The 14795-nt window shown below is 49.7% G+C and carries 14 protein-coding genes, 1 riboswitch and 1 other annotated feature; of the genes, 1 reads left to right on the top strand and 13 read right to left on the bottom strand.

Going from position 1 to position 14795, the window contains the following annotated elements; genetic code table 11:
- Positions 1-31: 31 nt before the first annotated feature.
- The 3 genes from ASG81_RS18680 to ASG81_RS18670 are packed head-to-tail and all read right to left on the bottom strand — an operon-like array spanning position 32 to position 2845.
- The gene (locus ASG81_RS18680) at positions 32-814 is read right to left on the bottom strand and encodes an ABC transporter ATP-binding protein (RefSeq protein ID WP_056637427.1); all 783 of its coding nucleotides are present in this window, start codon (positions 812-814) and stop codon (positions 32-34) included.
- Positions 811-1812, bottom strand: a complete 1002-nt coding sequence (locus ASG81_RS18675; RefSeq protein WP_235548925.1) for a FecCD family ABC transporter permease — start codon at positions 1810-1812, stop codon at positions 811-813. Before ASG81_RS18675 ends, ASG81_RS18680 begins: the two co-directional genes overlap by 4 nt.
- 40 nt (positions 1813-1852) lie before the next feature.
- On the bottom strand, positions 1853-2845 hold the full coding sequence (locus ASG81_RS18670; protein ID WP_056637422.1) for an ABC transporter substrate-binding protein: 993 nt from the start codon (positions 2843-2845) through the stop codon (positions 1853-1855).
- Positions 2846-2986: 141 nt separating this feature from the next.
- A riboswitch (cobalamin riboswitch) is annotated at positions 2987-3144 on the bottom strand.
- A 215-nt stretch (positions 3145-3359) separates the two neighbouring features.
- On the opposite strand from ASG81_RS18670, the gene ASG81_RS18665 reads away from it, so the two are divergent.
- On the top strand, positions 3360-3803 hold the full coding sequence (locus ASG81_RS18665; protein WP_056637419.1) for a hypothetical protein: 444 nt from the start codon (positions 3360-3362) through the stop codon (positions 3801-3803).
- 5 nt (positions 3804-3808) lie between these two features.
- Here ASG81_RS18665 and ASG81_RS18660 read toward each other — a convergent pair whose 3' ends face one another.
- From ASG81_RS18660 to ASG81_RS18615, 10 genes are all read right to left on the bottom strand, one after another.
- Complete coding sequence (locus ASG81_RS18660; RefSeq protein WP_056637417.1) at positions 3809-4495, bottom strand: sulfite exporter TauE/SafE family protein; 687 nt, start codon at positions 4493-4495, stop codon at positions 3809-3811.
- On the bottom strand, positions 4495-6762 hold the full coding sequence (locus tag ASG81_RS18655; protein WP_056637415.1) for a heavy metal translocating P-type ATPase: 2268 nt from the start codon (positions 6760-6762) through the stop codon (positions 4495-4497). The genes ASG81_RS18660 and ASG81_RS18655 overlap by 1 nt, the downstream gene beginning before the upstream one ends.
- Before the next feature lie 97 nt (positions 6763-6859).
- Positions 6860-8728, bottom strand: coding sequence for an arginine--tRNA ligase (locus tag ASG81_RS18650; RefSeq protein WP_056637413.1), 1869 nt, complete (start codon positions 8726-8728; stop codon positions 6860-6862).
- A 48-nt stretch (positions 8729-8776) separates the two neighbouring features.
- Positions 8777-9009, bottom strand: a binding site (T-box leader).
- 86 nt (positions 9010-9095) lie between these two features.
- On the bottom strand, positions 9096-9842 hold the full coding sequence (gene map / locus ASG81_RS18645) for a type I methionyl aminopeptidase (protein WP_056637729.1): 747 nt from the start codon (positions 9840-9842) through the stop codon (positions 9096-9098).
- A 333-nt stretch (positions 9843-10175) separates the two neighbouring features.
- The gene (locus tag ASG81_RS18640) at positions 10176-10487 is read right to left on the bottom strand and encodes a rhodanese-like domain-containing protein (protein WP_442952912.1); all 312 of its coding nucleotides are present in this window, start codon (positions 10485-10487) and stop codon (positions 10176-10178) included.
- A gap of 116 nt (positions 10488-10603) precedes the next feature.
- The gene (locus tag ASG81_RS18635) at positions 10604-11293 is read right to left on the bottom strand and encodes a pseudouridine synthase (RefSeq protein ID WP_056637408.1); all 690 of its coding nucleotides are present in this window, start codon (positions 11291-11293) and stop codon (positions 10604-10606) included.
- 300 nt (positions 11294-11593) lie between these two features.
- Complete coding sequence (locus ASG81_RS18630) at positions 11594-11905, bottom strand: YbjQ family protein (protein WP_056637404.1); 312 nt, start codon at positions 11903-11905, stop codon at positions 11594-11596.
- Between the two features lie 84 nt (positions 11906-11989).
- The gene (locus ASG81_RS18625) at positions 11990-12328 is read right to left on the bottom strand and encodes a DUF3889 domain-containing protein (protein ID WP_056637402.1); all 339 of its coding nucleotides are present in this window, start codon (positions 12326-12328) and stop codon (positions 11990-11992) included.
- 193 nt (positions 12329-12521) lie between these two features.
- Complete coding sequence (locus tag ASG81_RS18620) at positions 12522-12911, bottom strand: hypothetical protein (RefSeq protein ID WP_056637399.1); 390 nt, start codon at positions 12909-12911, stop codon at positions 12522-12524.
- Positions 12912-13195: 284 nt separating this feature from the next.
- Positions 13196-14773, bottom strand: a complete 1578-nt coding sequence (locus ASG81_RS18615) for a SagB family peptide dehydrogenase (RefSeq protein WP_056637394.1) — start codon at positions 14771-14773, stop codon at positions 13196-13198.
- Positions 14774-14795: the final 22 nt, after the last annotated feature.

Below are 14795 nucleotides of genomic sequence, written 5' to 3'. Positions count from 1 at the left end.
TCGTCAGCTCCTTCAAACCCGCATGGGCTGTTTAGTTATATAAATTTGGTTGAATCATAATTTGCGGAACACCTGTCAAAGGATGCACAATGATAGCAGTTGTTGTCTCATAAACATGTTCGATTAGCGCTGACGTAAGCACCTCATGAGGCGTTCCTGCGGCAGCGACCTTTCCTTGATGAAGAACGAGGAGCTCGTCACAATAAAGAGAAGCTAAATTTAAATCATGAAGCACGGCGATAACAGTCAGCCCGCGCTCGCGCTGCCACATTCGCACCGTATCGAGCAGCTGTACCTGGAAGCCAATATCCAAAAAGGTTGTCGGCTCGTCCAGCAAAATAATAGACGGCTCCTGCGCCATCAGCTTTGCCAGCGCCACGCGCTGCCGCTCTCCTCCGCTAAGCTGATCCATTTTGCGGTGCTCCAGCTCTTGAAGACCCATCGCGGCTAATGCCTCATCGATAATCGACCCGGAATCATTTTCCTCGCTGCCAAGCCAGTTTTGGAACGGATATCTCCCCATGCTGACGACCTCGCGTACGGAGAACATGGAAGGAGGCAGACCGCCCTGCTGCAGCACAGCCAGCTTTTTCGCAAGCTGCTTACGCGGAATTGAAGCTATATTTCGGCCAGCAAGCAGCACCTTTCCTTGCTTTGGCTGATCGACTCCGGAAAGTAAGTGCAGCAGCGTTGATTTGCCAACGCCATTGGGTCCAATAATGCCGTAAATACACCCTTCCTTAAACGAGCAGGAAAGGCCCTTCAGCACAAGCCTTCCCTGCACGGTCTGAACGATGTCTTGCACCTCGATCATATCGTCCCTCCTTGCTTCAGCTTCTGCCTATGCAGTAAATAGGCGAAGAAAGGCGCACCGATAAGTGCTGTAACGACGCCCAGCGGAATTTCTTTTGGCGACAGCGCCATTCGCGCAAGCGTATCTGACCAAAGGATGAATGCGCCGCCCCCGATAGCAGATAAAGGGGTAATCAGCCGATAGTCCGGACCGACAAGCAAACGGATCAGATGCGGCACCACTAGTCCGACGAAACCGATAACGCCGGATACGGAAACGGCTGCAGCCGTCAGCAGGGTCGAGCTGATTAATACGATTAGCTTCGTTCGTTCGACGCGAATACCGAGATGCGCAGCATGCCGCTCTCCAAGCACGAATAAATTGAGCGATTGACCGTAGATGAGCAGGAGCGGAAGCCCGACAAGCAGAAATGGAATAAGCATATAGACATTATCCCAGCTCCGCATGGCAAGCGAGCCCATCAGCCAAAATAAAATCTGATTGACGACGCCCTCCGACATCGACACCATGAACGATACGAAAGCGCCAAGAAACGATTGAACAATGACTCCTGACAAAATAAGCGTTTCAATAAGCATGACCCCTTTGTTCCGCGAGAGCCAGAAGACGCCAAGCAGCGTAACGGTTCCCGTACCGAAGGCTACAAGCGGTATCGTCCACATGCCAATCGCAGTCTGCAGCCCGAACAATATAATGAATGCGGCGCCTACCGAGCAGCCCGAGGCTACGCCAAGCGTATACGGATCGGCTAACGGATTGCGCAGCACGCCTTGAAAGCCGGTGCCCGCAAGCGCAAGGCAAGCGCCGACAAGGACAGCAAGCAAAACGCGTGAAAGCCTAACCTGTGTTACGATCGCTATTTCTCCCGGCGTATAAGGAAGCGGCTTATCCGCAAGCCAAGGCAGCTGATGAAGCATGATGCCCCATACGTCCCTAACAGAGATGCCAGCCGAGCCAATCGATAAACTAACAACGATAGAAACAGCAAGAAGGAGCATAGCTGCTCCTCCATACCAAACTAGTTTATAGGTCATTTGATTATTTTACGAGATCCGGGTGAATCACTTTAGCAAGCTCGAGCAAACCATCAGCAAGACGCGGTCCTACGCGTACGAGCGGATCCTCGGTCACAGCAAACATTTGCTTATTTTTCACCGCATCGATGACATTCCAGCCGGGACGGCTTTCAATGCCTGCAACGATTGGATTCGGGTCCTCCTTCAAATCAGGGTAAATAATAAGCTCCGGATTTTGAGTAACGACTTCCTCTGCGCTGACCTCGTACCAGCCTGGCTTAGCAGCTGCAATGTTCTTACCGCCCGCCAGTGTCAGCAGCTCATCGAGGAATGTAGAGGATCCAACCGTCCAACCAGGCGAAAATTCCAGGTATACGTTCTTCTTCTCCGCGTCCTTCACGGCATCGGTCACCTGCTGCTTAACTAAGCGCATATGCTCAGCAATTTCAGCCGCTTCGGATTGTTTATTCATAATATGGCCTAAATTTTCGATTTTGGCAATAACTGCTTCATAAGTAAGCGGGTCTGTCGCATATACCGTAATTTTCAATTCGCGCAGCTTCATGATCGCTTCCGTGTTCATCGAAGATGACGCAAGCACGAGATCCGGCTCCAGCGCGGCGACTGCTTCAATATTAGTCGTCATATCGCCGACCTTCGGCTTGGATGCCGCTTCCTCCGGATAATTGCTGTATTCGTCGACGCCAACCACTTGCTCGCCAGAGCCAATGGCATAAATGGCTTCCGTTTCACTAGGAACAAGCGTTACAACCTTCGTCGGCTGCTGCTCGAACGTAATCTCCGTGCCCGTATCATCCTTTAGCGTGAGCGGATAAACAGTAGCTTGCCCGGATGGCGCCGGCTCGTTCGCAGCGGCCTGCTCCGAATTAGCAGCAGTATTGCCAGGCTTGTTCTCCGTTTCGCTGTTTGCGCCGCATGCGCTCGTAAATACGAGCATCATCGTCAGCAGCATGCTGAAAAGAAACTTCATCATATTTCGGTTAATCCCATTCATCTTGTCCTGCACCCCTATATTATTTTTTCGTATAAAATAAAAAAGCATCTCTGACAATTGTGCCAGAAATGCTATTACACGCTCTCTAAAAACAAGCTAAGCGAAAAGCTTCCCTAACACCATCCTAAGTCCACGTAGGTTTAAGCGTTATGTAAACAGGCAGATTTTCTGACTCGGATAGCGCAGCGAACGCGTGCTTTCGCTGGCAATCCTTACAGTGGCGGGTCCGTGCCGGATTCTCACCGGTCTTCCCTATTAAGTGTCAACGAGAGTTTACAAGCTGCTTCTTCCTTGTAAGATAGCCTCGTATCCACACCTGTTTATACAATATGAAATTATCAGTTGTTAATATACACTGTCTCTCGAAATTTGTCCATTAATATCCGTACAATTATTCAGAGCGGCAATCCCGTTCTGCTCCTTCCATTTGAAGCATAGGTAACGTAATAAGCCTCTTTCATCGCTCTTTAAGAAAATCTATTTCCGTTTACCGTAAAGGAGGTCATTACCAGACATGTTGCCTCAGCACAGGCCAATCTCCCCTCTTTTTAGATTCATCTGCATTTTTGTCGTTATTGCTCTTTTCGCCGGAATTGCTTTCACCTTGCTCCGTGATCGCGAGGAAGCGCCTCCCCCTATAACAGAGCATGCGTTTGAGAGCGGACATGCGATATGGTCGATCGATGATTATCCGGCTAAAGTGCTTCACAGCAACCATTTTTTGATCGAACTGACCGATCTGTCCGGCGCTCCCTTGCAGGGTGCCGGCTTAACGGTCAAGCTTAATATGCTGAATATGATCTGCGGCGATTACGAGTTTAGCATGACCGAAACTGCTCCGGGAATGTATTCGGGTGAAGGCGTACCTTTAATGGCCGGCACGTGGAAAGCAGCATTAACGCTTGTAACGGGCGATCACACGTACACCATTATAAGAGTATTACGGGCAATCCATTAGCCTGCTTACCAAAGCCACGGATTTATCGTCGGGATAACACCGTTGACGGCCAGCCCGCGCAAAATGGATATGACGCCTACGGATATTGCCGTCATGACGCTGGCTTTGCGCATGAACCGCCGCCATTTCCTATTGGCAAAGGAGGCAATAGACGCAGCAGCCGCTAATGCCGGAAAGGTTGAAAGTCCAAACAACGCCATGACAGCCGCCCCTTGGAGCCCGGAGCCGGTGGAGGCGGCCGTCATCTGCATCGCATACGTCAAGCCGCAGGGCAAAAATCCGAAGGCAACTCCCGTAGCGAGCAAATGCCAATGTTCTTGATTCACTGAGCGCTGTGCGCCGCCTGCTAATCTCCTGTGAAGAATAACGGATAACCGGTGCATAAGCGGGAGCTGAAATCTGCGCCACAGCCACAGCAGCAAAAAACAGCCGCCTATAATAGAAGCTAGGCCTTGCACGCCTGCAAGCTTGCCGGCCACATCAACAAAAGAACCAACCACTCCCATAAGGGCTCCTAGCATAGTATAGGATAGAACACGTCCTGCATTGTATAGAAGCATCGATTTATGTGCAGATGCCGAGGAATTCATTGATACGGCGGACACAATCCCCCCGCACATTCCGATACAATGCGGCGCGCTGAACAAGCCGGTCAATATAATGAAGCCCACCTGCTGCCACGTCATCGTCATTAGCCAGCTCCAGCCTTCCGCCGAAGCTGACCCGTGAGCCGGAGTGCGTTGCCGACGACCGATACCGAGCTGAGCGCCATTGCCGTTCCTGCCATCCAAGGCTCAAGCAGGCCAAATGCGGCAAAGGGAATGATGATCACATTGTATAGAAAGGCGAATGTTAAGTTTTGCCTGACATTTCGAATCGTTAAGCGGCTTATTCTGATCGCTTCAGGGATCGCCTGCAAGCGGGAGAAGAGCAAAGTCATATGGCCTGCGCTCAGCGCCGCGTCCGTGCCTTCCCCCATCGCAAGCCCAACATCCGCTGCAGCCAATGCCGGCGCATCATTCCAGCCATCGCCGGCCATTGCGACCCGCTTGCCTTGACGCTTCAGCTGCTCTATAAGCGCTACCTTGCTCTCTGGCAGCATGGAAGCATGAACGGTTGCTATGCCTACTGCTTTTGCAGCAGCTCGAGCCGGCGCTTCGTGATCGCCTGTTGCCAGAAGCGACGAAACGCCAAGCGCCCTTAGCTCCTTTACCGTATCTGCCGCATTTGCCTTAACCATATCGCTAAATGCGAGTACGCCAACGCATTGTCCCTCGAGTGCGGCGTAAAGCACCGTTTCACCCATAGCCTCGCGCTGCTTCGCAAATCCGGCGGCCTCGCTGCTCATGTTCCATTCACGTTCATGCGCAAATCTGGCATTGCCTACCGCGAATCGTTGTTTCTCAACTACCGCTTCAACGCCACCGCCTGGCGTAAACGTATGCTGACTGGCGTCAGGGATAACAAGTCCAAGCTTGTTAGCCTCACGTATAATGGCAAGTGAAAGCGGATGAGCCGATTGGGCTTCGGCGGCTGCCGCCAATCGAAGCACCGAAGCCCGGCTTCCATTAACAGCCACCATGGCGCTTACATGCGGCTTGCCCTCCGTTAATGTCCCCGTCTTATCAAAAATAATCGTTTGAATTCTCGCTAAGCGCTCAAGCGCTCCCGCTTCCTTCGCCACAATCCCTTGCTTCGCGAGCCTCGCGGATGCAAGGACTAGCGAGATCGGTGCCGCTAACCCAAGAGCGCATGGGCAAGCCGCTAATAGGACTGCTATAGCGCAAATATAGGCTTGACTCCAATTGCCAGGCTCTAGAATCGTTCCCCACATCACGAGCGTTGCCAGCGCGAAGATGAGCATGACCGGAACAAACCAGCTCGCCGCCGCATCGACATTGCGCTGAATCGCTGATTTCGACCGCTGCGCTTGCCGGACAAGCTCTTGAATCCGGCTCAGCATCGTATCATGTCCGGCGGCCCTTGTGCGGATGCGAAGCCGCGCGCTTTCATTTCGGGTTCCCGCCCACACCGGATCGCCCTCCCGCTTAGCAATCGGCAAGCTTTCTCCCGTGAGCAGGGATTCGTCTGCTGCCGACTGACCGCCGCATACGATACCGTCAACCGGCACAACCTCGCCTGCCTGAACGATCACGATGTCGCCGGCTCGCACAAACTCCGTCTTCATGCGAACCACTTCCCCTGCACGTTCAACCGCAGCCGTTTGGCTCTGCAGCTTGCCATACCCATCCGAACCGTGCTGCGCCCGAAGCGAGGCCGAGATTTCAATATATTTTCCCAGCAGCACGGCCGTAATCACGACAGCAGAGGTTTCGAAATATAACGGTGGCGCATGTGCAGCAGAAGCTGCATCCGGACCGAACAAGCCGTTCTGAAATACAACATAATGGCTGTACAAATAGGCGGCGGTCGTACCGATCACAACCAGCACATCCATATTCGCGCTCCGCTCGCGCACCGCATGATATGCGCCAAAATAAAAAGGCAGTCCAATCACAAACTGTATGATCGAAGCGAGTGCGAGCTGCAGCCATGGCAGCGTTAACCAATCCGGCAAGCTGGCAAGCAATGGCTCAAGCAAAGGAATATGCTGCACCATACCGGTTAATAACGGCAGCGTTAGAACAGCCGATACGGCGAGCCTTAGCTTAAGCGCTTTGTGTTCTTTATGCAGTCCTGCCTCTGCCGTCTCATTCAGGAGCGCGACAAATCCCAGCTGCTTAACCCGCTCGGCTAGTTGTTTAGGACCGAGCAACTCCGGCTTAAACTGTACCCACGCTGTACGAAGCGGAAAGCTGACCGCCGCCATCTGAACGCCATCCATTTTGCCGACTGCCTTCTCGATCCTCGCTGCGCAAGCCGAGCAGCTCATACCATGCACCGCAAAATCTATCGTTATATCCCGATCCGTCTCATCATTCTGAGCAACATGCTTCAACGAAAGCACCCGCCTTCCATTCATTGCCGTTCAAATGCCTGTACCTCTGCGTTTATCTATATGACAGGCAATCGAATTGCATGAATGGAACATCCGGCTACATCCTGTTCGGAGCGGGTAATCCCAATATGACCAGCGCATCCTGCATCGTTTGCTTATAACGCCCGGTGAGCCATATGCGCAGGCTCCTCGCCTGGCCCTCTGCCTTAAGAATCGGACAAGCTGCATAGAAGTGATTAAATAAAGCAGATAGCTCATAAACATACGAGCACAACTGGTTAGGAGCCAGCTCCTTAACGGCTGCTTGAAGGGTCTCAGGCCAATAAGCAAGCTGTCTTAGCAGACTTCGCTCCTGCGGCCCCAGCTCATTAAACGTCAATAAATCATGCGGGGGCGAACCAGATACACCGGTCTTCTTCAAAATGCTGCTGGAGCGCGCATAGGAATAAAGCAAATAAACGCCGGTATTCCCGGATACCTCCGTCGCCTGGTCGAGATCAAATATTACCTCCGTCTGCAGGTGGTAACGCAGCAAATAGTAACGGATAGATGCTGCCGCTATAGCATGACTCGCTAAACCGTCTTTACGGGTACGTTTCGCTTCAATTATTTGTTCCATTCGTTCCAAAAAATCAGCAATTTTAATGCCGATCCCTTGTCGGCCCGACATGGCGTAAGCATGCTTGCCGTCGGACGTATCGATACCGAGGCCCTTAGCCGTGCCTTGACTAAGCGATACCACTCCATAGCTGACATGTTTAAGCTGCTCTGCTTGCTTCTTATAACCTAATGCGAGCAGCGCCTGCTTAACCATCGCTTGCGGATATTCCTGCCTCTGATCGATCACGTTTATGACCGTATCGGCGCGGCCTATTTTCTTCCTTATACCGCTCGAATGGGTGGACCATAGGCGATCCGAAAAGTTTTTGTAGCGAAAATCTTGATCGAGCAGACCAAACTTCCAGAGATGATAAGCGATGTCCTTGGCGGTATAGGTCAAAATGCCATTCGAGCGAACGAGTACTTTATCTGCATGGAACTCCGATTGCTCATTCGGCTCACCCTCGGCTGCCGGCTGCTTCAGCACATAGCAGCCCTTCAGCTTTCCTTCGTCTTCTAGACGGAATATATCTGTCGTCTGCAGCAGCGCAAACGCCCGTGCCCAAAAGCCTTCCCTAACGATGCTGCTTTCCCACACGAGAACATCGTAGGTGATGCCGAAACGCTTCATTTCCTCGACATGCTCGCGTACGATTCTCTCCGCAATGAGCAGGCCCATCCATGCTGTATTGGAATGGCCCTCCTCCAGCTGGGAAAGCACAATCGCACGCTGCTTCAGCATATCCGGCTGCTCCTTGTACGCTTTATTGATTTTGGCATACGTCTCCCAGCAAAAATCGCCAAAACGTTCATAAGGCTTCTCCGTCGTCGTATTCAGAATGCCTACCACTGTATCTGCCAACTGATTGCCGAGGTCATCGATATAGTTATGCACCTCTACTTCATGTCCCGTCCTTCTCAGCATTCGCGCTAACGTGTCGCCTATGCAGGAATTGCGCAAATGACCGATATGAGCCGATTTGTTCGGATTGATCGACGTATGCTCGATGAGCACTTTTTTTCCGGAACGTTTGTTTAAATGCGCCGGCTGAGCCGATTCCGCCCACCAGGCCCAATTTACAAAAAAGTTAAGAAAGCCTGGAGGCGCAACCTCGATTTTTTCGATAGAAGCGGCTATGCCCGGATGAGCAAGCAGCTTTTGTTTGAACTCGCTTGCGATCTGCGACGGCGCGAGCTTCAATAGCTTTGCAAGCTGCATAGCTATGCTGCTGCTGTAATCGCCATGCTCAAGACTGACAGGATGCTCGAGAGCGATCTTAACATTTTCCGGCAGCTCCAGCTTATTCTCCGCTAGAATGCCTTGCATTAATTTTTCAATGGCCGCTATGATTTGTTCATGAATCATTCCGTTCTCCTCCACTTCGCTAAAATAAAAAAAGCCCCCGTCTCTAAAATAAGAGACGAGAGCCGTAAAGATCCCGTGGTACCACTCTAAGTGCCAAGCCTAATTCTGGCTTGACCCCTCGTTTTCATAACGGTCTATGACCGGATTTGCCTACTGCTGCAATTTCGGTTCGGCAAACCATTTCCTGGGCCCGTTTCATCTAAGGCATCCGTACCGGCTTCCAACGACCCGGCTCGCTGTGACTATCCGCCATAGACTACTGTCCCAATCACTAATGTTATTTATATCCAATTGCTTGCTTAAATGTATTTATACAGGATACCAATGGTCATGTCAAGATGGAAAAAAGACTTTTTAGAATGCACGCCTATTGCTCCGTCAGAATGACCGGACCATCCTCCGTAATGGCAATCGTATGCTCATATTGAGCCGATAAGCCGCCGTCTACCGTTCTGGCCGTCCAGCCGTCCTGATCGATTTTGCTGTGATATTTCCCCGTATTTAACATCGGTTCGATTGTCAGCACCATTCCAGCCTTTAAACGCGTTCCTTTGTGAGGAGGTCCATAGTGGGGCACTTGAGGCTCCTCATGCATTTCCTGGCCGATGCCATGTCCTATAAAATCTCTCACGACCGAGAATCCTTGCGCTTCGGCAAAAACTTGAATGGCATGCGAAATATCCCCGATTCTATTTCCCGCAACGGCCTGCTCAATGCCTTTATAGAGCGATTCCTTCGTAACATCAAGCAGCTTCTGCGATTTTTCCGACACATTCCCGATCGCATACGACCAAGCCGAATCCGCAAGCCAGCCATCCAGATTGACAACCATATCAACCGTCACGATATCTCCTTCCACTAATAGCGTCTGACTAGGAAAACCGTGACATATAACATCATTAACCGAAGTGCAAGTCGCGAACGGATATCCGTGATAACCTTTTTGTTCCGGTAATGCTCCATTTTTTTTCAGAAAAGCTTCAACAAATTGATCGATTTCCAGTGTCGTAATACCGGGACGAATGAATGTGCGCAGCTCCCGGTGGCAGGCCGCTAAAATCTCACCCGCTTTTTTCATTTTCAAAATTTCGTCCTTCGACTTGATTATGATCATTGCCATCACCCAATCCTTCACTTCATTTACGACGCAGCTTGAACTAATTTACCTGAAATCAAATATGCTTTTAAGAATAACCTAAATGTCGTTAAAAATATATCCGGCTAACATCTAACCCCCATAACAAGCTGCAAGGAGCTAAATCCTTATACTCTTTTTTATGATCCAATAAGCGAATTTATTAAAATAGGACGGTCATTAACATCAAAAAGCCGCAGGTTTTTATCCTGCAGCCGACCGTATATTTGAGGATGAATTCGGATAAAAAAAAAAAGCCCTCAGAAGGACCTTTTTCAAAAAATAGCTTTGTGCAGGGATTAATTTTCCCGTTTATTCGCCGTATGTAACCTCGCCTGGCCATTGGAGCATGCCGCCGGCTACGTTGACGACTTTATAGCCTTGGGCGTGCAGGAAGTCGCAGGCTTTGCCGCTGCGTCCGCCGCTGCGGCAGATGAGTATGATTTCTTGGTCGCCTTGCTGAAGCTCATTGATGCGCTCTTGAAGCTCAGACAGCGGAATGCTGCGTGCTTCCTTGATATGGCCGGCCTGCCATTCGTCTGGTTCACGAACATCAACGAGGTTTAAGGATTTGCCTTCTTTCAGCTGGTTTTCCAGCTCAGCTGTCGTTATTTCCGGATACATATATTCCATCCCTTCAAGCTTTTCTTTATTCGTTCACATGCATTGTATCGCGAAGGTAAGTCAATGTCTATATTGGAATGACATCATAGCATATGCGTGCATCTATAAGCCTTATTTTAATAAAGCTGTGCGTGAAGCCTCTGTAACTGGCCTGCGGTGAGGTCTTTCCATTCCCCTTTTTCTAAACCGTCCAAGGTAATATCCATAATTCTTATGCGTTCGAGCCGTAAAACTCTGAAACCGAGAGCCTTGCACATTCTCCGAATTTGTAGATTAAGGCCTTCAGTCAGGATAATCCGGAACTCATTTTCACTATGCATCATTGCAGCGCATGGCTTTGTTCTAGTGCCTAAAATCTCCACGCCGTTCGACATTTCCTGAAGAAACCGGGATGTGACCGGTTTATCTACTTTCACCAAGTATTCTTTCTCATGTCCGTTCTCCGAGCGCATCATTTTGTTTACGATATCTCCGTCATTCGTTAATAAAATTAATCCCTCCGATGCTTTATCCAATCTGCCAATCGCAAAAATCCGGGCGGGATGGTTTATAAAATCAATAATATTACCATTAACATGCTTTGCTGCTGTGCAAGTTATGCCAACCGGTTTATTAAGCGCAATATAAACGGCTTCCCCTTTGCTCGCTATTGCGTTTCCGTCAATAAGAACAACATCTTCAGGCGCTACGGAAGCCCCCGGCAAACAAATCACATTATTAATCGTAATTCTTCGGGCGCTTATTAAGCGATCCGTTTCCCTTCTCGAACAAAAGCCTGTTTCGCTTATATATTTATTAATTCTCATATGCAGCCCGCTTTCCTACTGAAAAAAAAAATCAAATAAAAAAGCATCTGATTTTGTTTGAAATCAGATGCTGGAAACCATGTAAACCGGTAATCATTTTATCAAAGCTTTCATCCTGAGTATAACCGAAACCTATCATTTTATCTAATAGATTGTAAAATCAATAGAGCACACTCTAGTAACCTTGCATGCCAACTATAGTCTACCGCTGCACAACAAAAAAAGCGATAAAACCCGATTGCATAAGCGTTGCTTATACCAATCAAATTTGTATCGCTTTTCCTATAATTTGCAATCCCGTTATAGACGAACGGCCGTTCCGCTAACGGCAACCATCAGCATTCCTTCCCGCACGACCTCGTAATCAATATCGATGGCAACGATCGCATTGGCTCCCAGCCGGGCAGCCTGATTTTTCATTTCATCGATCGCAACGTCACGCGCTTCCTTCAGCTTGCCCTCATATGCACCGGAGCGGCCTCCTACGATGTCCGTAATCGATGCAAAAAAATCGCGAACGACGTTGGCTCCCATAATCGCTTCACCCGTAACGACCCCTACATAATCCTGAATCGGACGTCCCTCAATCGTTGGCGTTGTCGTAATTAGCATCGTTAAGCTCCTCCCGCTTCATCCTGAAGCATATGATCTAATTTTGCTTCTACTATTACGGAGCAGCTGCATAGGATGTTTCAATTAATTCGGATTAAGCTCCTTTATCTGGAGATGCAGCAGCTGATCCGAGCTTATCTGGATCGTAATACTGACCCTAACACCAAATTCCCGCGAGTCCTTTCGCAGCCAAAGCACGAAGTTCTCCTGCGCTTGCTCCTCTGACAGCTTTGTTCTGCCTTCATATTTATAATCGATAATGGAAGCGTTACGATACATTTTCGACGTTTCCTCTATGGCAAGCTTACCCCACTTTGCATAAGCCGGTTCCGCATGCAGGGCCGCCTCATCCGCTGTCATCACCTCAGAGTGCGCTAGGCTCAGCAAGACAAACACAGCCTTCATTACGATATGACGAAGCATTTTACCACCACCTGTCTGATTCATTGTGATAGTACTAGCGTCGCCTTCTTCGTTTCGTCCTATGCAGCCTAATTGGATTAATAGCGATAGAAGGAGCCGTTTCCACTGCTTAAGCCCATTTTATAGGGATAAGTGCCCTTTTTTCGATTAAGGCATATTGTAAAGTATGAAAAAAAGGAGGCAAATCATGATATCAAATCAGCCTTATATACAACAATCGGCTGCCATGCCGGATTATTACCAGCAAATGCAAGTAAGCCCTAATCAACCGGAAATGCAAACACAAGCCGAGACTGAGAAGACTCCGAAAACCCATTGTCATTGCTGCGTAGATCTGAGCCACATGCATGATTTCCATCATATGCTCGATTTCCATCACATGCATGACTTGCATCATATGCATGATTTGCATCATATGCATGATTTCCATCACATGCATGACTTGCATCACATGCATGACTACCATCACATGCATGACTACCATCACATGCATGACTTGCATCACATGCATGACTACCATCACATGCATGATTTCCATCACATGCATGATTTCCATCACATGCATGACTACCATCACATGCATGATTACCATCCTGCGATGCATGAAACATGGGATCACCACGTGCACTACGGGCATCATGATCCGCAGGATGGACACGATGGTATGGAGAACACCTCACTCGATGATCATCATGAATGGCACCATCCATCGGCCCACCCTCACCATGTATGTTATCCTGTCGTATGCTACCCGGCTGAAACAGGGCAACCCAGGTAAACTTGCGGCCCTCCGCTTAACAAAACGCATAAACCAAAGAGGACAGCGGAATGTCATCAACATTCCATCTGTCCTTTTTGGTTTAACAGCTAGTGTGCCAAACTCCCCTCAAGCCGCGAACGACCACGGCAATGACCGACCGGAATTTGGATAAGGCTTGAATGTCCGAAAGGAGCCATCCCGTAAAGATCATCACTCGCGTTTGCATCAAAACCGAGCAGCGGGCGTCCCCCCATTTTGGAAGCGGCAGCTGCAAGCAGCAGACGTTGAACGAGCATACCCGCCTCCATTTGTTGGATACGATAGCCTCGATAGCCTAGCTTCGCTTGGTAATGTTCCATATCCCCTGCCACATGAAAGCATAGCGGTACTTGATACAAATTTACGTTATCCAGCGACATCCCCTGCTGCAGCCAGGACCGGTGATCTCCGGAACGAACCAGCCGCAAGGCATGCTCCGAGCCGTCATAGCGATAAGCTCCATTGCCAATCCCGTCAACGCCATAGAAGCAGCCATAAAGGGAAACGCGGGTTTGCGGTCTCTGCAGCTTACCATCCAAATCATTGCGGTACTTAAAGGATGCCAAAACCTCTTGTAGTAGAGCAGCGAGGGTGGATTTGCTAACCGGCTGCAAAACGTATTCATTTTCCGGTGAATAACGCTCCCGGAAAACCGCCGCCAGATCATAAGACAGCCTATTCACGCGCGGCAGCATATACGCTGAGCTCTCAACGGAGGCATCTATTTCCCTTCCGATTTGCCGGAAAAATTGTGAGGAGTCCGTCATGGATGCAGCGTTCAGCTTTAAGAGCATCGGATAATCCGCTACTTTCTTCGAACGCCTGTAGTGCTCATGCTCAACCGCTGCTAGTTCTCCGCATAAATCAGCCGCAGACATGAGATCTTCGTCCTTGTTCTCATGAAACCATTCGATATCCGGCTCAGCAGAAAGCGGAACGGCCGCATAAGCGCTCTCTTCCTGCTCGGATAACCCAAGCAGATGGTTAACGGCACGGTCAAGAAATTGAAAATACACCCCCGTCGCAAAACCGAACCTTTTTGCCACCTCCAGCAGCTGTCCGATCAGAAGTCCGGCATCCAGCCCCTGGAGGCGATAAGAGAAATTATTGTACTTATAGTAATTTTTCCAAAACATGGTTGACACGAATGCGACGCCGAAGCAAGCGGGAATGTCGCAGCGATTGCCTAGCGCCTTTCCCAAGTAGCAGTCAAAATCACCTTCGCGAAGCAGTATCAACCGATGATGCGCCACATCATAATGATAAATGCCTTGAGGCAAATCCTCTAGCTTCAAATAAAGATAAAGCTCGCTTGGATACAAACCGCCGCCTGAAGGAACGTAGCGCCTGCAAAGCTGCATCGAGCCGCCCCAATCGCCACCCGCTTCCGGTCCGTATACAGCTTGGCTGAGCTGCGTAAGTCCGAATGTATACCACAGAAAATGGCCGAGCTCCCGAAGCGTTGGCTTTGCATAATCCCGCTCTACCTTCAATGTAAGCGGAATGTCCGCGGAGAGGGGAAAAACCGGCAAATGCCGGTAAAGCTTATACGGGAGCGGGGCGTCTTCCCAGTCGGTCTCCCAATTTTGAGGTTTGGCCTTGTCCGGGTCGTATTGCAATTGGTGCAAAAATGCCTTCAGACTCATCCCTTCTCCTCCTAAAGGCTTT

This window comes from Paenibacillus sp. Soil522 (assembly GCF_001428245.1).
Classification (GTDB): domain Bacteria; phylum Bacillota; class Bacilli; order Paenibacillales; family Paenibacillaceae; genus Pristimantibacillus.
The sequence above is the reverse complement of the archived record's forward strand: the minus strand, read 5'-3'. Positions and strand labels throughout refer to the sequence as shown.